This window comes from Modestobacter sp. SYSU DS0511 (assembly GCF_054050755.1).
Window position 1 is genome coordinate 61,034 of sequence record NZ_JBJGZY010000008.1, and the last position, 22,176, is coordinate 83,209.

Here is a 22,176-nt window from a genome sequence, read left to right on the forward strand (position 1 = left end):
GGAACGGGCACCGGACGCACAGCGCTGCGCGGGCTCAGGAGCGGCGGACGGCGGCGGCTGCAGCGAGGACCAGCTGCGCACCCACCAGCCCGAGGCCCAGCCACATCAGCGCACCCGGGCCGGCCGTGTGGTGCGCGTGCTGGTGGCCGCCCGAGCCGCCGAGCATCTGCGCGTGCAGCACCAGCATCGCGGCGTCCACCAGGGCGGTGAACCGCCAGACCGACCCGGTCGGTGACCGCCACAGGTGCCACGCGCACGGCAGGCAGGCCGCCGCCATCAGCACCATCACCAGCGAGCCGAGCGAGCCGTCGACCAGCAGCAGGTGCACCGCCGCCGACCCCACGGCCAGGCCGGCGGCCACCCGGCCGAGGGCAACCGCCCTCGGCCGGGTGGCGACGACGGCGGTGGTCACGAGCAGTGCCCCTCGCCGGTCGCGCAGTGCGACGAGGTCGACTTCGGGACACCGAGCGCCGGGTTCCGGTCGAAGAAGCCGACCGGCTTGAGGGTGAAGCCGGAGTAGTCGGTGGGCATGACCGGCCAGTCCTCCGGGCGCGGGAAGTGGGTCAGCCCGAAGGTGTGCCAGAGGACGACGTCGGTGTTCTCCACCCGGGCGTCGTCGGCGACGAACGCCGGCAGCCCGCCGTCGCCGGGGTGCTGGTTGACGAAGTCGCCGGCCGGATACCGCTCGGCCGGGTCGTAGGCGGTCACCCACAGGCTCTTGGTGGAGAAGGTGGCCCGCTTGTTGATCGAGGAGTCGTCGTCGGCGAGCAGCACCGGGGAGTTCTCCGGGTGCAGCGCGTACCCGACCGGCTGGCCCAGGCGGTTGGTCTTGCCCGGGTTGACGATGTGCCAGGTCCGCCCGACGGTGGCGTCGGTGAGCCGGGCGGCCTCCAACTCGTGAGTCAGCGGGGTGAGCTTGCGGGTGAACGCGTTGCCGTACGGGTTCTCGGGAGACATCGGCACCCGGACGGCGTCCACCTCGTGCACGGTGTTGTCGACGCCGTCGACCGCCATGTCCAGCCGCGCGGAGAACAGGTGCTGGTGGAACGGCGCGCCCAGCCCGGGGGCGATCTCCGTGGCGTAGGGGTGCTCCTCGCCGCGGTAGGCCGACGTGAACACGATCCCGGTGGCCTTGGACTCCAGCTGGATGGTGCCGTCGGTGTAGAGGTACCAGTAGAAGCCGTAGTCGTAGTTGCCGATCGTGGTGAAGAAGCTGATCACCAGCCGCCGCGAGCGCCGGGTCTCGACCATGCCGTTGAACATGTCGGTGTGCTTCCAGGCGACGCCGTAGTCCTCCTCGTGGAGGCAGATGGCGTTCTTGATGGTGCGCGGGTTCCCCTCCTCGTCGGCGAGGACACCGTCGAAGTAGTGGATCTCGCCGAGGCAGTCGCAGCCCAGCTCCAGGGAGTTGGTGTAGCGGGCGAAGAGGTACTCGCCGGTGTCGAAGTAGTTCTGCCAGAACCGCACCGGCGAGGGGTCGGCGTAGGGCACGACCATCTCGGCGATCGAGGCGCGGTGGATCACCGAGCGGCCGTCGATGGAGACCTGGTTGAGGGTCAGCCCCTCGCGGGCGTCGAAGCCGACGCGCACCTCCCAGCCGGCCCAGCGGATGACGTCGTCGTCCACGGTGAAGCTGCGGCCCTCGGGCTGGGTGATCTCGATGGGCTTGAGGTCGCGAACGGCGTGCGGGTGGGTCTCCTGGTCCAGGTCGGCGCGCTCGGCCGGCACGGGCAGGTCGAAGTGGTCCTGGACGTCGATCGCCACGCCGCGGGTGACGTCGACGAACGCGACGACGCCGTCCACGGGGTGCGCCCAGGGCAGGTCGGCCTCGTCGGCCTGGTGGAAGCCGAGCACCCGCACGACGCGGGTGCCGAACTCGTCGGGGAAGTAGGAGCCGGCCGACAGCGGCACGCTGCGCACGTTCGCGACGTCCAGGCCGCGCTTGGCCATCGCGGCGACCCAGCGCTCGTCGGCGGCGAGGATGGGCTCGATCGCCTCGAACTCGGCGTCCAGGATCGGCACCTGCCCGTCGGCGAGGGCGTCGATCGGCGTGTTGGTCTCGACGGTGCGGCCGGTGATCGACACGGTCAGGTCCGAGCCGTTGCCGGTGGCGCGGTCGAGCAGCAGCACGCGGGCCCTGCGCTCGATCGGGTCGCCGGGCTGCCAGGCGAGGACGACGTTCTTGTGCGGCTCGTCCAGGCCGACGTAGACGAACTTGGTCGACTCGGTGACCAGGCCGGCCTCGGTGACGATCTCGCGGATCGCGGTGAACTCCTCGGCGCTGAGCCGGGAGAGCGGGTGGGTGGCGGTGCTGACGGGTGCGGTCATCGTCATGGGAGTGCGGGTCCTTTCCAGGTTGATCAGTGCGAGAGGTCGGTGTCGGTGAGGGCGGCGGCCTGCGGGCGGGTCTTCGCGATCACCGGGCCGGCGAGCAGGCAGGCCAGCAGCAGGACGCCGGCGCCGACGCCGAGTGCGGTCGACTCGCCCATCAGCAGCGGCAGGTTCTGCACGAGGACGACGAGGATCGCGGCGAGCCCGAGGAAACCGAGCCCGGGGGCGATCAGCGTCTGCCAGGGCCGGGTGTCGACCTTGGTGCGGCGGAAGAAGACCAGTACCGCGGTGCAGGTGAGCAGCATCAGGCCGACGATGCCGACGGTGGCGATGCCGGACAGCCAGGTGAAGACCTCCAGCACCGGGTCCAGGCCGGCGATCGCGCAGGCGACCATCAGCGCGCCGCTGACCACCGTCTGGGTGAGCGAGGCCGACGCCGGGGAGGAGTGCGTGGCGTGGGCGTTGCCGAGCCGGCTGTGCAGCACGCCGGTGTTGCCCAGGTTGAAGTAGTAGCGGGCCAGCACGTTGTGGAAGCTCAGCGCGCAGGCGAACAGGCTGGTCACGAGCAGGACGTTGAGCACGTCGGCGACGACGGTGCCCAGGTGGACCTCCGTCGTCTCCACCACCATCGAGCCCGGGTCCTCGGCGGCACGGGCCACGGCGGCCTCGTCGCCCCAGGCGGTGACGATCGCCCAGCTGGAGACGGCGTAGAAGACGCCGATGATCGCCAGCGCCAGATAGGTCGCGCGGGGGATGGTGCGCTCGGGGTCGCGCGCCTCGTCGCGGAAGACGGCGGTCGCTTCGAAGCCGATAAACCCGGCGATGGCGAACATCAGGCCCAGTGCGGGTGAGCCGCTGGTGATCTCGGCGGGGGAGAGGATGCCGCCGGAGAAGCCCTCGGGGCCGCCGCCCTGCCCGACGACCGCGACGTCCAGGACGACGACGATGGCGATCTCGGCGATCAGCAGCAGCCCGAGCACCTTGCTGGACAGGTCGATGTGCCGGTAGCCGAGCACCCCGATCAGGGCGACCATCGCCAGCGTCCACACCCACCAGGGCGGGGAGGCGACGCCGTAGCGGCCGAGCAGGTCGCCGATCGCCTGGCCGATGTAGCCGAGCACGGCGCCCTGGATGGTGATGTAGGTGAGCAGCGCGAGCATCGCCGCGCCCAGGCCGAGCGGGCGGCCGAGTCCGCGGGAGATGTAGGAGTAGAAGGCGCCGGCCTGCGGCACGTGCGGGGTCATCGCGACGAAGCCGACGGCGAAGAACAGCAGGATGACCGCGCTGATCGCGTAGCTGGCCGGGTAGCCCGCGCCGTTGCCGATGAGGATGCCGATCGGCACCGACCCGGCGATGACCGTGAGCGGCGCGGCGGCGGCGACCACCATGAAGATGATCGCGCCGACGCCGAGTGAGCCGGAGAGGCTGCGGGTGGAGACGGCGCTGGGCTTGCTGCCGACGGACGACGTCGGCGCGCCGGTGGCGGGCGGGTCGGAGATGGCCAAGGCTGGGCTCCCGGCTCGGGCGGCGCCCCGGTGGCGTCGCGTTGCCCGCAGACCCTGGTCGCAGCCGGTTGCCGCGGCGTCTCCCGTCGCTGACGTTCTGCCGCGTGCTGAATGAGAGAGCCGCGACCGGGCTTTCTCATTCGGGGTGCGACCGGTTGGGGGTCGCGACGTAACACCGGCGCAAAGCCGGGCTGCCTACTCTCCAGCGTTCCCCGGATGCTGGAGGCTGTTGCGTGACCCGACTCGCCCGCGTCTCACCGGTGGCCGGCCTGCACCGGCGGCGGCTGACCTTCTGGGAGGTGCTGGCCCAGTCGGTGTCGGCGCTGGCGCCGTCGGCGGCGATGGTGACGACGCCGGCGATCGTGCTGGTGCAGAGCGGCGCGGCGACGCTGCCGGCGTTCGCCGCGGCCACCGCGCTGGTGCTGCTGGTGGGCTGGTGCCTCACCCAGTTCGCCCGCCGGCTGGCCGCGGTCGGCGGCGTCTACACCTACACCGCGCGTGGGCTGGGCGCCTCCGGAGCGGTGGTCGGCGGGTGGTCGCTGGCGATCGGCTACGCGGCGGTGTCGATGTCGGCGCTGGTCGGGTGCGCGCTGTACCTGGCGGCGCTGTTCTCGCTGCCGGTGTCGGCGGTGGCCTGGCTGGTGCTCCTGGTGGGCGGGCTGGCCGGCTGGTGCACGGTGCGCGGCATCCAGCTCTCGGCGCGGGTGGCGCTGGCGCTGGAGGTGGTGTCGATCGGGCTGGTGCTCGCCGTGCTGGCCGTGCTGGTGGTCCGGGTCTCGCCCGACCTGGGGTCGGCCGCGCCCGTGGTCGACGGGGACGTGCGCTGGGGCGGGCTCGCGATAGGCGTCGTGCTGGGCGTCGTCGGGTTCATGGGGTTCGAGAGCGCGACCGTGCTCGGGGTGGAGGCGCAGCGGCCGCTGCGGGCGGTGCCGCGGGCGGTGCTGTGGACGCCGGCGGTGGCCGGGGTGCTGTTCCTGGCCGGGACGGCGGCGCAGGTGGTGCTTCTGCGGGCCGCGCCGCTGGAGGTTCTGCTCAGCCCCGTGCCGGTCGGGCGGCTGGCCGCGGAGATCGGGCCGGTGGCGTGGGCGCTGGAGGTGGGGATCGCGGCGTCGTTCTTCGCCTGCGTGACCGGGTCGACGAACGCGCTGGCCCGGGTGCTGTTCTCGATGGGCCGGGAGGGGGTGCTGGCGGCGTCGCTGGGCCGGACGCACCGCCGGTTGGGGACGCCGTTCGTGGCGCTGCTGCTGGTGCTGCCCGTCGTCGTGGGGGTGCCGTTCGTGGCGCTGGTGGGCGGGTTCTCCGGGCGGGGCGTGCTGACCGGGACGCTGACGGTGTCGGCGATCGGCTACGTGGTGGCCTACGTGCTGGTGTGCGTGGCGATGCCGCTGTTCCTACGCCGGATCGGGGAGCTGACCCGCGCGCCGCTGGTCGGCGGGATCGCGGCGGCGGGGCTGTGGTCGGTCGTGCTGGTGGTGGCGGTGAGCGGGTCGGGCTGGGTGGACGGTCGGCTGGCGGCGCTGGTGTACCTGGGCGCGTTGACGCCGGGGGTGGCGTGGCTGGGGTGGCTCCGTTTCCGGTGGCCCGCGCGGTTGCGGAGGGTGGGCGTCTACGACGAGCCGACGGTGGCGAGCGTGCTGCCCGGGTCGTTGGCGGCCTGATGGCGGTGTCGGACGCGGGGCTGACCGGGCGGCAGCCCAAGGCGGTGCAGAGCGCGCTTGCGGTGCTGGAGTGCGTGGCGCGGATGGGGGCGGGGGTGACGGCCAAGGAGGTGGCCGAATCACTGTCGCTGCCCCCGGCGACGGCGTACCGGCTGCTGAACCTGCTGGTGGGGGAGGAGTACCTGGTGCGGCTGCCCGACCTGCGCGGGTTCGCGCTGGGCCGGAAGGTGGCCGGCCTGGCGGGGGCGATCGCGCCGTTGCGGGTGCCCACTGCCGCGCGGGAGGTGCTCGCCGAGCTGCGGCGGGAGGTGCGGGCCGGGGTGCACCTGATCCTGTACACGGCGACGACGCTGCGCGTGGCCGACATGGACCCCGACCTGCCGCTGCAGGACCCACAGCTGGTGGAGCGTCACCTGCACGCAACCGCGGCCGGCAAGCTGCTGCTGGCCGAGCAGCCCGAGTGGCGCGACCTGCTGCCGCCGAATCGGCTGGCCCGGTTCACCAACGAGACGACGACCAGGCCGGATGCTCTGGACGCCTGCCTCGTCGACATCCGAGCGCGGGGTTGGGCCGCGCAGTCGGGTGAACTGCACGAGCAGGTCGGCTGCCTGGTCGGCGCCGTGCGGTCGCGGAGGGACGAGCTGGTCGCCGGAGTGGCGGTGACCGGTGCTCGGTCGGCGGCGCCGGTCGAGCACCTGGCGGCCGTCTCCCAGCGGGTTGCCCAGCTGATGCCGTTGCTGGCCTGACCGCTCGACCGGCATCGCCGCGGGGACGGTTCGGCACCGTCGGCCGCACGGTGCGGGTCGGGGGACGGCCTGCGCGTGGCGTGCCGAGACCACCCGCCGCGGGTTCGGCGGGTGGTCTCGGCGTCCGTCGGTGCTAGCTCGCGCGACCGGGGACGGTGTCGACCTCCTTGGCGGCCGCGTCGATCGCGTCGATCTGCGCCGGCAGCAGCTCGGCCCGCCCGTACATGTTCTCGAAGAGGAACCAGTAGGGGTCCGCGATCGGCTCAACGCCGGCGAGTGCCGCGATCGTGAGCGCTCCGCAGACGGCGAGGTAGTGGATGCTGTAGCCGCCCTCCTGCACCATGACCAGCTTGCCGTCGCAAATCTCCGCGGCGGCGGACTTGGCGAGTTCGGTGAGCGTCGCGAAGCCCTGCGCCGTCACCATCGTGTGCGACAGCGGGTCCATGATGTTGGGGTCGAACCCGCAGCCGACGATGATCAGGTCGGGCTGGAACGCGCGCAGCGCCGGGACCACCACCGACTCCATCGCCCGGATGTACCCGCCGTCCCCGGTGCCGGGCGGCAGCGGGACGTTGAGGTTGGTGTTGAGTCCGGCGCCGCCGCCCCGCTCGGTGGTGAAGCCCTGGTCCTGGGGGAAGAACCTGTCCTGGTGCAGCGAGATGGTGAGCACCGACGGGTCCTCCCAGAAGATCGCCTGGGTGCCGTTGCCGTGGTGCACGTCCCAGTCGACGACGGCGACCCGCTCGACGCCGAGCACCTCTCGCGCGTGCTGGACGGCAATGGCGACGTTGTTGAAGACGCAGAAGCCCATGCCCATCTCGGCGACCGCGTGGTGTCCGCACGGGTGCACCAGGGCGTACCCGTTGTCGACCCGTCCCTCGACCACGGCGTCCACCATCGCGATGGCGCCACCTGCGGCGAGTGCGGCGATCTCGTAGCCGCCCCGGCCGAACGGCGAGATGCCGTCCCCGGCGTCCCCGCCCTTCGGCAGCTTGCTCTCGGCGACGATCCGGTCGTGGTGCTCGACGGTGTGCACCCGGAGGATCTCCTCGCGGGTGGCGTACCGGGCCGGGACCTTCTCGACCGCGTCGATGAGCCCGCTGACCTCGACCAGCTCGTTGATCCGTCGCTTGTTGTCGGCGTGGGCCATGTGGAAGGCGACAGGTTGCAGACCCGCTGCCGGGTCTGCGGGGGTGAGCGAGCCGCTGCCGGTGTCGTTCCAGCCGTACAGCGGGTGCCACAGGTAGCCGGTGGTCATGGTGTCCTCCTGGGGGCTGCGGGGTGGTGACGCGACCCGGGCGTCCGGCCGTCGTCCGGACCTGGGTGCTGTCGGCAGCCGACGCTAGGAAGACCGCGTGAGGCGGGCTATCGGTGAGGTGACGTATCCGCGCGGCCGCCGGGGAGGCGTCCCGTTCGCCGGAACGCCGTCGTCATGCCGTTAAAACCCGCCGGACACGGGCGCGTGGATACCGTTGCCGGCACCCGGAGGCGGCTGGGCGGCCGCGCGGACATCGGAGGGCTCTGGTGCCGGACATGACGTTCGAGGAGTCGCTCCGAGCCGTCGCGTCGGGGGGACCGCTCGCCCGGCTGCGGGGTGCGGTCGAGCTGCTGTGCGCGGAGACGAACCTCGACGTGGCGCAGGTCAACTCGATCGACCCCCGCTCGGGGGAGCACATCGAGCTGGCCAACCTCGGGCACGAGGAGCGCGTCGCCCGCTACTACACCTCGACCCGGTTCACCACGAGGTGCATGGGCTTCCGCAGGCAGCGGCGGAACCCGGAGGAGCTGTTCTCCTGGGAGGACATCCCGGGTTTCCGGGAGAGCCACACCGCCCGGGAGGTGCTCAGCCCGTCCGGCTTCGGGAACGGGATGTCGGCCCTGGTCACGAACCGTCGGGGTGCGGTCGTCGGCGTCTGCAACGTGAACTCGGTGGCCGAGGTCATCGCCCCGCGCACAAAGCAGGTCTTCCTGGGGCTGCGTCCCACGCTCGCCGGCCTCATCGAGGAGGCGGAGCGCTACCGCTCGCTGGGCCTGTCACCGCGGGAGCTCGAGGTGCTCCGGCTGCTGGCCACCGGGCTGTCGAACCGCGAGATCGCGGAGCAGCTCGTCGTCGCGACCCGCACGGTGTCCACGCACGTGGAGCACTTGCTCGGCAAGCTGGGCGTGTCCAGCCGGGTGCAGGCAGCCACCTTGGCAGTGAGGGCGGGCCTGCTCCCCGAGGCCTGATCACGCGGCCGTTCCGGCCGGTCACGGTGTGCTGGCGAGGATGCACCCGTGAGCGTAGGAGGACTGCTGGGTCGATGCGCAGGGTTCCTGCTCAGTCGACGAGGCTGACCAGGAACCTCTGCGTCTCCGCGCCGGTCGAGCACAGATACCCGAGGTCGAGTGGGTGCAGGTGCGGGTCGACCGACGCTGGCCGGTCAGTCTGAGCTCACCAGGTCCGCGAAGACGATCACGTTGTCCAGGTAGCCACCGGACTCGTCGTCGAAGGCGCCGCCGCAGGTGATCAAGCGCAGCCCCGCGTGGTCGATGTCGCCGTAGACGGCGTCGGTGGGGAAGGCGTCCTTGCCGTGCTCCTCGACCCGATCGACCCGGAAGGTGGCCATGGTGCCGTCCGCCCGCTCGATGACGACCTCGTCGCCGGGGAGGAGCTCCCGGAGGCCGTAGAACGCGCCCGGCTCGCCGTGCCAGTCGACGTGCCCGGCGACGACGGCCGGCCCCCGTTGCCCTGGCGTGGGGCTGCCCTCGTACCAGCCGACGGGGTAGGCGCCGGGCGGCACCTCCAGGGAGCCGTCGCGCTCCAGGCCGAGCTCCATGACGTCGGACGTCACCCCGAGCGCGGGGATCTGGATGTGCACCGGGGCGCTCGCCGGCAGCTGCAGGACGGCGTCCGGCGTCGCCGACGGAGGTGGCGCACTGGGAACGCCGGCCCCGGCGGTCGCGGCGACCGCGACGGGGGCGTCCAGGCGCGCGGAGCTGGGTGCGCCCTGGGGGAGGAACAGCACCGCGCTGAGTCCGGCGACGGCGAGCGCAGCCGAAGTACCGGCCCACACCCGCGGTGCAGTCGGCCGGGGTGCACGGTGCCGGGAGCGGTCGTACCGCGTGACGCGCGGTCGGTCAGCGGTCGGGTAGGGCGCCTCGGTGGGCTGGTGGTCGACCAGCGGTGGGGGATAGGCCCCGGTGATGCGCACCGGGCCACCGGTCCGGGTCTCGGTGAGACCCGGACCGGTAGCCCGGAATGCGCGGTGCTGCACGCAGGTGGCGTCAGGCGGTGGTGCGGGAGCTGCGACGCGCGGCCAGCGCGGCGCCACCGGCGCCGGCGAAGGCGAGGCCACCGAGGACGTAGGGCAGGACGCTGCCGTCCTCCGCGGCGCTGCCGTCACCGGCCGCGACGGCGCCCTGCGGAGTGGTGGTGACCTGACCGTCGGTGGTGCCGTTCGTACCCGCCGAGACGGTGACCGAGCCGCCGTTGCTCGGCAGCGCTTCGCAGGCGAGCTGGTCGGGGTCCTCGTCGTCGAGCTGGTTCGGGTCGCTGGGGTCTTGGTCGAAGACCGCCTGGGCCTCTTCCTGGTACGTGAAGTCGTCACAGTTGTAGATGTCAGCGGCGAGCGCGGTCCCGGCCATGGGGATCGACAGACCCGCGAAGAGCACGGTGGCGACGGCGGTGCTGCGGAGACGCATTGGTTTCTCCTGTGGAGTAGCCCGGTGAGTGCCCTGAGCCTGGCGTGGCGGCGCGACCAGGCCAGGACAACAGGCCGAGCGTGTTCCGATATCAGGGCCGCACGGATTTGGCAGGTCTTGTTGTATTCGCCATCGACGCTGGCGTTCCGAGCGGACGGCCGACTCCTGGGCTGCGACGACCAGGGCTGAGGAGCCACGCGCGTCGGTGGCCCCTCAGCGTGGCGATCAGCGGCGGACGACCGCGGTGCCGATGGTCTTGGTCGGGAAGCCCAGCGTCTGCACCACCGTGGAGATCCCGGCGTTGGCGGCGCCGGCCACCACCACGATGACGTCGTCCGGAGTGCGCAGCGACGTCACCAGGTCGTCGTCCGGGATCTGCTCGATGTCCGAGGCCTGCTTCTCGTCGAATGCCGCGGCGCCCGGGTGGTTGGAGAAGACGGCGGTCGACTCGCCACGGCCGGCGGCGCGCAGCGTGCCCGCCGTCCGGCCGCTGTGCTCGGCCAGGTACTCGCGGACGTCCTGCTTGCTCATGCCGTGCCGGGCCAGCAGCTGCGCGTGCTCGGGGCCGATGACGACGCCGACCCGGCGGAACCGGCGGGTCATCGACCCGATCCGCCCGCAGGTGTCGGCGATGTCGTTGAGCACGGCCTTCGGGTCGCCGGTGTTGCGGTTGTCGACGTGCTCGGTGCTGCGGGTGTGCAGCGCGGACACGGTGCTCACGCCGGCGTCGTGCCCGAGGGTCACCGACAGCGGTTCCCAGGGGCTCTCCTCCTCGTTCTCCGCGATGCAGAGGGAGAACTTGCCCGGGAAACCCTGGGTGGCCTGGTCGAGCTCGTGCGGGCGGATGCCGTAGGCGTTCATGATGATCAGCCGCAGCGCCCGGCCGACCGTGGCGTTGGCCCGGAAGCCGGGACCGAACACGTTGCCCCCGCTGTTGAAGCCGAGCTCGGTGCGGACGGGTCCGTTGACGACGAGCAGCGGGCCGCCGCCGGTGGTGCTCTGCCAGCCGCCGAGGCCCGGCCAGCCCTCGTCGACCGCGGCTTCGAGCGCGGCGAGGACGACGGGGAAGTGCTCGGGGAGGCAGCCGGCCATGGCGGCGTTGATCGCCGCGGCCTGGACGGTGCAGCCGCGCTTCACCTGCGTCATCGTCCAGATGACCTCGGACGGCGAGCGGTCGGTGTGCTCGAGGAAGCGGTGCACCAGGCTCGGGATGGGTGGGACGACGGGGAGGCCGTCGGTCCAGCCGTTGGCGTGGCACTCCTCGATCGCGGCGATGAGGTCCTCGGGGGTGAGGCCGGTCTGCTGCTCGGTCACGAGACCTCCCCGCGCAGGATCGCCATGACCTGCGGTGCCGCCAGGCGGGCGTGCTCGGCGATGCCGTCGGCGTCCAGGCTGCTCACCGGGTGGGGGACGACGGCGAACGTGTAGCCAGGGGCGCCCTGGATGCGCGCCATGGCGTCGGCGCTCGCCTTGAGTGCGTCGGTGCAGATCGCTGCCGACGGGATTCCGCGCTTCTCCATCAGGATGACGTCGGCCACACTGGCCGCGCTGCAGCTGCCCTAATCACCGACCGCTTCGATGACGAGGTCGCACTCCTGGGCGATGGCGTCGAGCGTCTCGTCGGGCGCCGGCCAGGTGGCGGGGACGGTCTTCCAGATGACCTCGGACGGCGTCAGCTCCGCCTCGACGAGCGCGAAGACCGCCTCCAGCAGCTCACGGGCGTTGTGCTTGCCGTTGTCCATCAGGACCAGGCGCTTGCCCCGCAGGTCGGCCGGCCGCTCGGCGAGCAGTACCGCCGTGCCTTCGTCCTTGGCCTGCTCGGTGGGGTCCATCAATTCAAAGCCCACAGCCATGTCCGCTCCCTCGCTCGCGCCGGTGGCGGGGACGTTAGGTAGTGGACGTGGGCCGCACAGGACGTCGTCCCGCGTGGTGGAAGAGGGCCTCGGCGGCGAAGTACACCGCCGGGCAGCTGGTCATCTGCCCCGAGGCCTAGGCACCGGAGCTGCTGGCCGATCGCCCGACTCCTACATGCCGACTCGACCGCCAAGATCTTGGTCATCGGCGAGAGCATCGACGAGCTGGACTGCGTCGCCGATCAGCTCGAAGGCCTCCACATCGGCCTCCTCAACCTGCGCGGAGAGACGGCGAAGGACAGTCACCCCGGTTTGATCGAGGAGTTTCGCAGCGACCCAAACGTCAACGTGCTCCTCGGCTCCAAGGTGGTCAAGCGCGGACTCAACCTCCGATTCTGCCGCCACCTCGTCTCCGTGGCCTTCCCGACAACCCGGCGCGTCTGGACCAGGGCATCGGCCGCGTCATCCGTCAGGGAGCAGTGCAGGCGCAGGTCGACCACTGGGTGATCCTCAATGATCACGCGGTCGCCCGCCAAGCCCTCAGCCGCCTGGATCGCTAGCGGGAGCGAGCTGCTCTGCTGCAAAAGCAGACGGCGAATTACCACTACACGCAGCCCTTACCTCAATCGGGGGAAGGGGTAGCTGCCGAGGTGCCGTCGAGAATGGGCCCGACCGACCAGTTTCGTCACCGCACATAATGATCGCTTGCGCATCAGGAATGCTGCCACGGCGACCCGCAATGGTTGGTATGCTAACCTTGCCTAGTGATGTCCGCCGATGACATTCCCCCCGGAGACGCCCCGGACAGTCCAGGCGTTCACGGTGATCAGAAAATGAAGGTTGACGCTTTCGCGAAGATTCGCCTCGACGGGCCTCGGTTCGAAAAGGGCCGCCTTCCGATTTCGGCGCTCGTTGAGCTAGAGCGCTATGAGCGTTTGGTGCGCGAAGTGGCAGCAGCCGAGTGGCGAGCTGAGAACCCAGAACGATCATATCTGCCGAAGGGCTTTCGGTCCGCCTTTAACCTAGCCATTACGGCGGTTGAGGAGGGTAGTGCAACCCCCGTGCTGGAGCGCGATTCGGCGTCGACGCCGTATGAACGCTACTACGCTCAGGCGGCCGATACGGTGGATGCGGCCTTCAATGCACTCGTCTCTGGCTTCGATCTACCTGAATCCTTCGACTGGACCAATAGTGGGGATTTTCGTACTTTCGGGGACACTCTGGAGGAGGGCGACGCTATCGAGCTGCGTCCCGGCGGCAATGAACCTATCCGGTATACCCCAGCGGTCAGGCGGGCGGCCCTCCCGCGCCTCATTGCATACCCTGTCATTGAGGATGACGAGCCGCGAATATCGGAGGGGGCGGTAGCTGGGCGGTTGGTGGCCCTGGACGCCGAGGACCGATGGTTTCGACTGCGGCATCCTGTATCAGAAACTGCCGTGACTGGTCGCTACGTCGACCCGGAACTCACTTCTGACTTGCGTGCAGTCTTGGACTCAAATGCTGTAGCACCGGTCGTGCGAGTTACGGGCAACTTGCGCACGATCAGGGGATCTATCGACCAGGTCGACGCACATTTCGTCGAGCTGTTCGAGGTGGACGGCGGTCACTACTCGCGCCGCCTGATTGAACTGGCCACGCTGTCTTCTGGATGGCTTGAGGGCGTGGACGGCGACGCCGGTGAGCTCGTCGCCTTCACAGCCCTTGAGGCAGCTCGGGACCTGTTGCGAGAGCTCACTCGGGCAGGCATTCCGCTCCCCGGCATTTTTCCTCTCGAAGACGGCGGAGTTCAGCTGGAATGGGCGTCGCCGGAGCAAGTGACGAGCGTGGAGGTTTCACCGGACGTGCACTTCGAACTGATGCATCTGGTGGTTGCGGGCAGGGTCTCGGACGACGCCGAGGCGTCGGACATTGAGGGAGCCCTCGCCTTCCTTCGACGGGTTGTCGCTCCGTGAGCTTGACGCCACTTGGCGAGGGAGAGGCCTCGATCACCGAACCAACCGATATCCTCTATCGACAGGCCACCGTGCCACTCTGGGATCCTCAGGTTGGTCAGCCATCAAGCAGTTCTTTTGGGCCGAGTGACGCAGACAAGGGAAAGCCCTCCTTTTCCTGGTCTCAGAAGGTGACTCCTCAGGAGGCGCGGGACTGGCACAACGCCCACGCGCGTTCGCAGAGCCTGGGCGTCTGGGGCTGCAGTGTCGGCGTGGTCCTAGACAACGGAACTCAGGCCGTGGATGACTCCGGAGCCCCTCTCGGTGAAGACGAAGTGCGCGCTCCTGGCCACGCGTATGTCGACTACCGGCACTTGGCCAAGAAGGAAGTGAAGGAGTTGCGCCTTCTTCTCCTGGCTGACGCCCTTGGTCGAGGCCAGTTTCCAACCCGGTGACTCAGCCGGGCTACCCCACAGGGCTAAGCCAACGCGTGTCATGAGCATCGGGCTCCCGCCGCTCACATACCCTGCTGAGAACTATGAGTGACCGCCCGCACCCCAGGCTCCCTGCCGAGCAGCAGGCCCGCGTGCTGATCGATCAGCAGCTGGCTGCCGTCGGCTGGGCCGTGCAGGACCGTCACGGCCTGAACCTGTTCGCGGCCCAAGGCGTAGCAGTGCGCGAGACCACCATGGCGGCTGGGCACGGCCGAGCGGATTACCTGCTCTACGTCGACAAGGCAGCCGTCGGAGTAATCGAGGCGAAGCCGATGGGCACCACCCTGTCTGGTGTCGAGTGGCAGTCGGCCATGTATGCGACCGGCCTCCATCCCGAGGTCCGGCTCGCGGCACTGACAGTTGACGGACGGCTCCCCTTCGTCTTCGAGGCGAGCGGCACCGAAACTCGCTTCACCAACGGCTACGACCCCGACCCTCGCGCGCGGCGACTGTTCGCATTCCCTAAGCCCAGCACTCTCGCTCGTATCTTGCGCGACGCCCAGGCAGACCCGGAACGCCCCACCTGGCGGGGCAAGGTGCAGCACATGCCGGAGCTGGATGTCGCTCCTCTGCGTCCGGCTCAAATCGAGGCGATCACAGGGGTTGAGCGGAGCCTCGCTGAGCAGCGCTACGACCGCTCGCTGGTCCAGATGGCCACTGGTGCCGGCAAGACGTACACGGCAGTGACAAGCTGCTACCGACTCCTCAAGCACGCCGGCTTCCAGCGGGTGCTCTTCCTGGTGGACCGCAACAACCTCGCCGACCAGACCCTGGCGGAGTTCCAGAACTACCGCACGCCTGACGACGGCCGGCGCTTCACCGAGATATACAACGCCGACAAGCTCACTGGCGCGGGCACGCTAGCAAGCAGCCACGTAGTCATCTCGACGATTCAGCGTGTCTACAGCGTCCTCGGCAACAAGCCAGTCCCTGAGGACGACGACCCATCCCTCGATGACTTTCTGCCCGACGAGCCAGTGACGGTCACATACAACCCGGCGATGCCTCCCGAGGCCTTCGATCTCGTCATCGTCGACGAAGCTCACCGCTCTATCTACGGGGTCTGGCAGAACGTCCTGCGCTACTTCGACGCGCACATCGTCGGGCTGACCGCTACGCCGGGGAAGGCGACCTTCGGCTTCTTCCGGCAGAACCTCGTCAGCGAGTACACGTACCCGCAGTCCGTCGCGGACGGCGTGAACGTCGACTTCGACATCTACAAGATCCGCACGAAGATCACCCAGGACGGCTCTCGCATCGACGCGGGCACGGTGGTCCCAACCGTGGACCGGCGGACCCGCGAGGAGAAGCTCGTCGCCCTCGATGACGATCTCGAGTACACGGGCAAGCAACTCGACCGGGCCGTCACCGCGAAGAATCAGATTCGACTGGTGCTCGAGACCTTCCGCGACAAGCTCTTCACCGAGATTTTCCCGGGCCGCACTACGGTCCCCAAGACGCTGATCTTCTGCAAGGACGACGCCCACGCCGAGGAAGTCGTCATGACGGTGCGGGAGGTCTTCGGTAAGGGCAACGACTTCGCTGCGAAGATTACTTACGCCGCGACCGATCCCAAGGGTCACCTGCAGCGCTTTCGCACGTCAGCGTCACTGCGTATTGCCGTGACGGTCGACATGATCGCTACCGGCACCGACGTGAAGGCGCTTGAGTGTGTGTTCTTCATGCGCGACGTACGCTCGGGTCAGTACTTCGAGCAGATGAAGGGCCGCGGCGCTCGCACCATCCCGCCGGCCGACTTCCAGGCTGTGACCCCGGACGCCGAAGCCAAGACCCGCTTCGTATTGGTGGATGCCATCGGCGTTACCGAGCACGAGTTCGTGGACCCGCCGCTCAACCGAGAGAAGGGCGTCAGCCTCCAGCAACTGCTGGGCAAGGTCGCGACCCTCACCATCACCGAAGACGAGACCGCCACCCTCGCTTCTCGACTGGCCGCGCTCGAACTGCAGGTAACTCCCGCGGAGCGTGAAGAGCTGGACAACGTTGCCGGGGAGTCACTTCGCGGCATCATCCGCGACCTCGTCGACGCAGTTGACCCCGACACTCAAGCCAAGGCTGCGGCTGGCGCCGCAGATCCCGAAACTGCCCTTCAGGAGCTACTCGACAAGGCCATCCAGCCCCTCGCTGCCAACCCGGAGCTGCGCAGTCGGATCCTCGAACTCCGCCGAGCGCATGACCGGGTCATTGACGAGAACAGCGTGGATGAGCTGCTTGATGCCCACGGCGTTGTCGACACATCCCGCGCCCAGACCATCGTCGAGTCTTGGAAGCAGTACCTCGAAGACCACCGCGACCAAATCACCGCGATCCAGCTGATGGGCGAGGCCAAGGAGCGACGCATCGCGTTCAGCGACATCAAGGAGCTGGCCGACCGAATTAGCCGGCCGCCGCACAGCTGGACGCCGGAGTTGATCTGGGCTGCCTACGAGGCTGTCGAAAAGAGCCGCGTACGCAAGAGCGATCGACACACGCTGACCGACCTTGTGTCACTGCTGCGCTTCACCCTGGGCGAGGATTCGGAGCTTGTCCCCTACGGGGACAGAGTTCGTGAGCGCTACGCCGCTTGGCTGCTGCAGCAAGAGCAGGCTGGCACGCGGTTCACCACGGGCGAGCGGTGGTGGATCGACCGTATGGCGGAAGTCGTGGCCACCTCCGCGGGCGTTAGCCCTGACGACTTGGAGTCGGCACCCTTCACGGAGCGTGGAGGCGTGGATGGCGCCGTTCGTGATCTAGGGCCGGATGCTGGTTCCCTGATTGAACAGTTGAATTCGGAGTTGACCGCATGACTGGGATGATTATCCCTACCGACTGGGCTTGGATGCCGATATCACAGGTCCTCAAGCCACTCGTAAACGGAAAGCTGATTCAGCAAGGGTGGAGCCCTCAGTGTCTGAAGGAGCCATCCCCGGACGAATCCACGTGGGGTGTGCTAAAAACTACTGCCGTACAGCCTGGACGCTTCCTCGACGAACACAATAAGCAACTGCCCGAGTCATTGACTCCTGACCCTTCGATTGAAGTCGAGGCTGGGGATCTACTACTAACCTGCGCAGGACCGCGCGCCCGTTGCGCTATACCATGCTTAGTTAGGCAAACTCGGTCGCGGCTGATGATCTCAGGCAAAATTTACCGTTTTCGCGCCAACGATTCCGTCGTCGATCCGCGCTTCTTGGAGATGTATCTACTCAGTCCCCCTGCTCAGCAGGCCCTGGAGCGCATGAAGACCGGTATCAGCGACAGCGGTCTCAACCTGACGCAAGCAAGATTCTTGCGGCTACAGGTTCCCGTCCCCCCGTTGGCTGAGCAAAGGCGAATAGTCGATCTTTTGGAGGACCACCTCTCCCGCCTTGACAACGCGCTGAACTCAGCGAAGACCGCCCAGCGGCGGATTAGGGTATTGACTGCCCATGCCATGTGGTCTCTGACTCACGACCTTGGTGGCGTCGACGTGCCACTGGCGACTATCGCTGAGGTGCGACTGGGTCGACAGCGGTCGCCGAAAAATCACTCCGGCGACCGTATGCGCCCCTATTTGCGTGCGGCCAATGTGAACTGGAACAGACTTGTTCTGGATGATGTGAAGTCGATGAACTTCACAGCAGAGGAGTCGGCCATCTACACACTGCGCGACGGCGACATCCTGTTGACCGAAGCATCGGGCAGTCCCGCGGAAGTCGGCAAATCGGCGATCTACCGCGGAGAATTAGTCGACGCGTGTTTTCAGAACACCTTGGTGCGAGTGCGGCGTCATGAGGGATCGCCCGAGTTTCTCCACTATTACCTTCTTGCCGAAGCTATGCGGGGCCGCTTCATAGCAGAAGCTAAAGGCGTCAATATCGCGCACCTCGGGCGACAGCGTCTCGCGAAATGGCCAGTGCAGTTGCCAAGTGACGATCGCCAGGCGGATGCGGTGAGCAGGGTCGCCGAGGTCATGCAGTCGATCGAAAGGCTGCAGGTGAGCGTCAGTAATGTCGTCCGGCGCGAAAGAACCTTGCGCGGCTCCATTTTCCAGGCGGCATTCACGGGCGGGTTGACTCGTGGCCCCCAATCACAATTCGGACAGGAGTTGGCCAGTGTCTGATTCGCGCCGGCTAGTAGAGAAGCTGTGGTCCTACTGCAATGTCCTGCGCGACGATGGCGTCGGAACCATCGAATACACGGAGCAGCTCACTTACCTGCTCTTCTTGAAGATGGCACACGAGCGGGAGGCGCGACCGCTAAGGCCCGAGCGAATCGTTCCCGCGGATTGTTCCTGGCAGCTCCTGCTTGACGCCGATGGGGATGACCTTGAGGTCACATACCGGCACATCCTGGAGAAGCTCAGCCGTCAGTCGGGCGTCCTCGGCACGATCTTCCGTAAGGCCCAGAATCGCATCCAGGACCCGGCCAAGTTGAAGCGCCTTGTCGTCGACCTCATCGACAAGGAGAACTGGTCTGCGACCGGCACGGACATCAAGGGGGACGCCTACGAGGAGCTGCTGTCCAAGGGCGCCGAGGACATCAAGTCTGGTGCCGGCCAGTACTTCACACCACGTGCGCTGATCCAGGCGATGGTCGACTGTGTTCAGCCCAGCGTCTCGGACCGGGTCACGGACCCGGCCGCTGGCACGGGGGGCTTCCTGCTCGGGGCTCACGAGTACGCCGCCCGGCATGCCGAGTCACTGACGCCGACCGAGCGCGAACACCTTCGCGACGGCTTCGTTCACGGCATCGAGCTGGTCGACGGCACTGCTCGCCTGGCAGCGATGAATCTAATCCTGCACGGCATTGGTACCCCGAACGGCGAGAGCCTGATTGAGGTCCGTGACTCACTGGCCGGAGAGCCGCCGGCCGAGCGCTGGTCTGTCGTCCTGTCCAACCCGCCGTTTGGACGCAAGTCTGCGCTCGCCATGGTCGGCGCTGACGGACGCGAGAGCCGTGAGGACCGGGAGATCGAGCGCAAGGACTTCACTGCGACGACCTCTAACAAGCAGCTCAACTTCTTGCAGCACATCCTCACGATCCTGGACATCAACGGCCGAGGCGCCGTGGTCCTCCCAGATAACGTGCTGTTCGAAGGTGGAGCGGGCGAGAAGCTCCGTCGCCGACTGCTGCACGACTTCGACTTTCACACGATGCTGCGGCTGCCGACTGGGATCTTCTACGCCCAGGGCGTGAAGGCGAACGTGTTGTTCTTCGACAAGAAGCCGGCATCCGAGCGGCCTTGGACCGAGCGCCTCTGGGTCTACGACCTGCGGACCAATCAGCACTTCACGCTCAAGCAGAACCAGCTTCGGCGTCAGCACCTCGATGAGTTTGTCAGCTGCTACCGCCCTGGCGAGGCCCGGTCCGAGCGCGTGGAGTCCGAGCGGTTCCAGTCCTTCACCTATGAAGAGGTCAGCGCTCGCGACAAGGCCAACCTTGACATCACCTGGCTGCGTGACGAGTCGCTAGAAGACACGGACAGCCTCCCTGCCCCCGAGTTCATCGCTCGGGAAATCGTTGAGGACCTCACCGCAGCATTGGCCGAGTTCGAGGCTGTCGCAGCCGCGTTGGAACTCGCTTCTTTGGAAAACTCCGTCGCGAGCGACTCGTAGTGCCCTATCCGTCTCGTTCAGTGCTGCAGCCGCTTAGATGTACCCGGCCATCAGGTTGGTGTCAGGCGGCTGATCGGGGGCATGCCTCCGAGTGCTGAGTGGCGGCGTCGAGTGTTGTAGTGCTCGATCCAGGGGGCAAGGGCGGCGGCGCGGTCGTCGTTGCTGGTGAACACCTGCCGGTAGGCCCACTCGGTGATCAGGGTTCGGTTGAGTCGTTCGACCTTGCCGTTCTGCCAGGGGCAGTGCGGTCGGATGAACTTCTGTTTCGCGCCGAGTTGGGCGCAGACCGTCTTGATCGATCGTTGGTAGGCCCAGGCGTTGTCGGTCATCACCCGCTCGATCCGGGTGATGCCGTGGGCGGCGAAGTAGGCCGCGGCTCTAGTGAGAAACCCGGCGCAGGTGGCGCCCTTTTCGTCGGCCAAGACCTCGGAGTAGGCCAGCCGGGAGTGGTCATCGACCAGCGAGTGCACGTAGTCGTAGCCGACCCTCGTGGCCCGGTCGCGGCTGGTGCTGCCGGCGGCGCGGCCGTGGGCTCGCCAGCCACCGCCGTCGGGGAGGCGCCCGAGCTTCTTCACGTCCATGTGCACCAGCTCGCCGGGCCGGGACCGCTCGTAGCGGGTGGCGGTCGTTTTCGAGGAACGGATCACCTGCCGGTCATCGGGTCCAGCGCGCACAGCCGAGGCCGCCCACGCCGGGCCAACACCCGGGACACCGTGCGGGCCGGCACACCCAGCTCGGCGCCGATCCAGTCCGGCCCCCGGCGCTCCCGGTCCCACAGCTCGATGATGCGGTCCTCGACCTCGACTGAGGTACGCGTCGGGGTGGTGTGCGGGCGGCTGGACCGATCGACCAGGCCGGTCTCGCCTTCAGCGGCGTGCCGGGCGATCCAGGTCCGCACGCACTTGCGCGAGACGCCCATCGCTGCGGCGATGTGCGCCTGTCGCCAGCCGGCCCGGTACCGGTCGACGATCAGCTTGCGGCCGTGGACGGTCAGACGGGCATTACCGTGGGACACGAGAACCTCCGGGCGGATGTGGGCCTTCGACAAGCCACACCCCACTCGGAGGTTCTCCTGCGTTCAAGCCCGACCGCCGGGGACTGCCCCCAGTTCGGTTGACTCCTTGCCTGTGAGGCTTCGGCCTCGCTGGAAGGATCAGCATCGTGCCCAAGCCGTTCCCGCCGGAGTTCCGGGGTGACGTCATCGCCGTGGCTCGCAAGGGCGAGGCGTCGATCTCCCAAGTGGCCCGGGACTTCGGGATCTCGGAGTCCTGCCTGCAGCGCTGGCTGAAGATCGCCGACCGGGAAGACGGTCTGGCCCCGCCGGCCGCGTCGGGCGACCGCGGCGGCGGGTTGACCGACGAGTCAGCCGAACTGCGGGAGCTGCGCCGGCGCAACAAGCTGCTGGAGCAGGAGAACGAGATCCTGCGCCGGGCGACGGCCTACTTCGCCCGCGACGTCCTCCCAAAATGACCTACCCGCTGGTCCGTGAACTCGCCGCCGAGAAGATCCCTGTCGCGGTGACCTGCCGGGTGCTGGGCTTCTCCAAGCAGGCCTACTACGCGTGGCGCAAGAACCCGGTGAGCCAGCGGGACTGGGACGACGCCCACCTGATCAACGCAGCCCTCGACATCCACGACGACGACCCAGCCTTCGGCTACCGGTTCATCGCCGACGAACTCCGCGAGCAAGGCATCTCCGCAGGTGAGAACCGAGTCGCACGCTTGTGCTCCCAGCAGCGGATCTGGTCGGTGTTCGCCAAGAAGCGCGGGCTGAACCGCAAGGCCGGCCCGCCAGTGCACGACGACCTGGTCGACCGGAAGTTCACCGCGGACGCTCCGAACGTCGTCTGGCTGACCGACATCACCGAGCACAACACCGCCGAGGGCAAGGTCTACCTCTGCGCGATCAAGGACGTCTACTCCGGCCGGATCGTCGGCTACTCCATCGACTCCAGGATGAAGGCATCGCTGGCGGTGGCGGCGCTGCGCAACGCCATCATCCGCCGCGGCCCGGTCGGCACGACGGTGCACTCCGACCGGGGTAGCCAGTTCCGGTCGAACGCCTTTGTCCGCACGATTCAGAACAACGGACTGATCGGCTCGATGGGCCGGGTCGGAGCCTGCGGCGACAACGCCGCGATGGAGTCGTTCTTCGCGCTCCTGCAGAGGAACGTCCTGGACCGGCAGCGCTGGAACACCCGCGAGGAACTACGGCTGGCGATCATCACCTGGATCGAGCGGACCTACCACCGCCGGCGCCGGCAACGCCGTCTCGGACGGCTGACCCCAGTCGAGTACGAGACACTCAACCTCGCCGCTACCGCGGCCTGATCACCACACCCGACGAGTCAACTGAAGTCGGGGCAGTCCCAAGAGCCTGG

At 68.3% G+C, this 22,176-nt stretch carries 16 protein-coding genes and 2 pseudogenes; 9 read left to right on the plus strand and 9 right to left on the minus strand.

The annotated features are described in order from the left end of the window. Positions 1-34: 34 nt before the first annotated feature. From ACI783_RS06005 to ACI783_RS06015, 3 genes are read right to left on the minus strand one after another with little or no spacing between them, the layout of a single operon-like run. Complete coding sequence (locus ACI783_RS06005; protein ID WP_457139600.1) at positions 35-412, minus strand: hypothetical protein; 378 nt, start codon at positions 410-412, stop codon at positions 35-37. Then, entirely contained in the window at positions 409-2,328 is a 1,920-nt protein-coding gene (locus ACI783_RS06010; protein WP_457139601.1) for a primary-amine oxidase, read from the minus strand. The genes ACI783_RS06005 and ACI783_RS06010 overlap by 4 nt, the downstream gene beginning before the upstream one ends. 32 nt (positions 2,329-2,360) lie before the next feature. Continuing rightward, positions 2,361-3,836, minus strand: a complete 1,476-nt coding sequence (locus tag ACI783_RS06015; protein WP_457139602.1) for an APC family permease — start codon at positions 3,834-3,836, stop codon at positions 2,361-2,363. Positions 3,837-4,069: 233 nt separating this feature from the next. Here ACI783_RS06015 and ACI783_RS06020 point away from each other — a divergent pair, with 233 nt between their 5' ends. Further along, entirely contained in the window at positions 4,070-5,494 is a 1,425-nt protein-coding gene (locus tag ACI783_RS06020) for an APC family permease (protein WP_457139603.1), read from the plus strand. Then, on the plus strand, positions 5,494-6,240 hold the full coding sequence (locus ACI783_RS06025; protein ID WP_457139604.1) for an IclR family transcriptional regulator: 747 nt from the start codon (positions 5,494-5,496) through the stop codon (positions 6,238-6,240). Before ACI783_RS06020 ends, ACI783_RS06025 begins: the two co-directional genes overlap by 1 nt. Positions 6,241-6,373: 133 nt before the next feature. Here the strand turns inward: ACI783_RS06025 and ACI783_RS06030 are convergent, their stop codons facing one another. After that, the gene (locus ACI783_RS06030; RefSeq protein ID WP_457139605.1) at positions 6,374-7,498 is read right to left on the minus strand and encodes a class II histone deacetylase; all 1,125 of its coding nucleotides are present in this window, start codon (positions 7,496-7,498) and stop codon (positions 6,374-6,376) included. Between the two features lie 275 nt (positions 7,499-7,773). On the opposite strand from ACI783_RS06030, the gene ACI783_RS06035 reads away from it, so the two are divergent. Continuing rightward, positions 7,774-8,466: a response regulator transcription factor gene (locus ACI783_RS06035; RefSeq protein ID WP_457139606.1), complete on the plus strand. Its 693-nt coding sequence runs from the start codon at positions 7,774-7,776 to the stop codon at positions 8,464-8,466. Between the two features lie 194 nt (positions 8,467-8,660). Here ACI783_RS06035 and ACI783_RS06040 read toward each other — a convergent pair whose 3' ends face one another. The 4 genes and pseudogenes from ACI783_RS06040 to ACI783_RS06055 form a co-directional block, all read right to left on the minus strand. After that, positions 8,661-9,431, minus strand: a complete 771-nt coding sequence (locus ACI783_RS06040; RefSeq protein WP_457139607.1) for a class F sortase — start codon at positions 9,429-9,431, stop codon at positions 8,661-8,663. A gap of 73 nt (positions 9,432-9,504) precedes the next feature. After that, positions 9,505-9,921, minus strand: coding sequence for a hypothetical protein (locus tag ACI783_RS06045; RefSeq protein WP_457139608.1), 417 nt, complete (start codon positions 9,919-9,921; stop codon positions 9,505-9,507). Positions 9,922-10,146: 225 nt separating this feature from the next. After that, entirely contained in the window at positions 10,147-11,235 is a 1,089-nt protein-coding gene (locus ACI783_RS06050) for a hypothetical protein (protein WP_457139609.1), read from the minus strand. Next, positions 11,232-11,774, minus strand: a pseudogene (locus ACI783_RS06055) (UGSC family (seleno)protein). The gene ACI783_RS06050 and the pseudogene ACI783_RS06055 overlap by 4 nt, the downstream one beginning before the upstream one ends. A 159-nt stretch (positions 11,775-11,933) precedes the next feature. Here ACI783_RS06055 and ACI783_RS06060 point away from each other — a divergent pair. The 5 genes from ACI783_RS06060 (at position 11,934) to ACI783_RS06080 (ending at position 19,796) form a co-directional block, all read left to right on the plus strand. Further along, positions 11,934-12,281, plus strand: coding sequence for a helicase-related protein (locus ACI783_RS06060; protein WP_457139645.1), 348 nt, complete (start codon positions 11,934-11,936; stop codon positions 12,279-12,281). A gap of 260 nt (positions 12,282-12,541) precedes the next feature. Further along, positions 12,542-13,729 carry a hypothetical protein gene (locus ACI783_RS06065; RefSeq protein WP_457139610.1) on the plus strand — a complete coding sequence of 396 codons (1,188 nt, stop codon included), beginning with the start codon at positions 12,542-12,544 and terminating at the stop codon, positions 13,727-13,729. Between the two features lie 517 nt (positions 13,730-14,246). Continuing rightward, the gene (locus ACI783_RS06070) at positions 14,247-17,006 is read left to right on the plus strand and encodes a type I restriction endonuclease subunit R (RefSeq protein ID WP_457139611.1); all 2,760 of its coding nucleotides are present in this window, start codon (positions 14,247-14,249) and stop codon (positions 17,004-17,006) included. A 323-nt stretch (positions 17,007-17,329) separates the two neighbouring features. Next, a complete protein-coding gene (locus ACI783_RS06075) occupies positions 17,330-18,301 on the plus strand; it encodes a restriction endonuclease subunit S (protein WP_457139612.1) in 972 nt (323 codons plus the stop codon). Continuing rightward, positions 18,294-19,796, plus strand: a complete 1,503-nt coding sequence (locus ACI783_RS06080) for an N-6 DNA methylase (protein WP_457139613.1) — start codon at positions 18,294-18,296, stop codon at positions 19,794-19,796. Before ACI783_RS06075 ends, ACI783_RS06080 begins: the two co-directional genes overlap by 8 nt. 50 nt (positions 19,797-19,846) lie before the next feature. On the opposite strand, the pseudogene ACI783_RS06085 reads toward ACI783_RS06080, so the two are convergent. Further along, a pseudogene (locus tag ACI783_RS06085) lies at positions 19,847-20,811 on the minus strand (IS481 family transposase). A gap of 146 nt (positions 20,812-20,957) precedes the next feature. Between ACI783_RS06085 and ACI783_RS06090 the strand changes: the two are divergent. Beyond that, positions 20,958-22,126, plus strand: a protein-coding gene (locus tag ACI783_RS06090; protein ID WP_457139614.1) for an IS3 family transposase whose coding sequence is annotated in 2 segments (ribosomal slippage) — positions 20,958-21,255 and positions 21,255-22,126 — 1,170 coding nt in all. Because the reading frame shifts where the segments join, the coding sequence is not laid out codon by codon here. Positions 22,127-22,176: the final 50 nt, after the last annotated feature.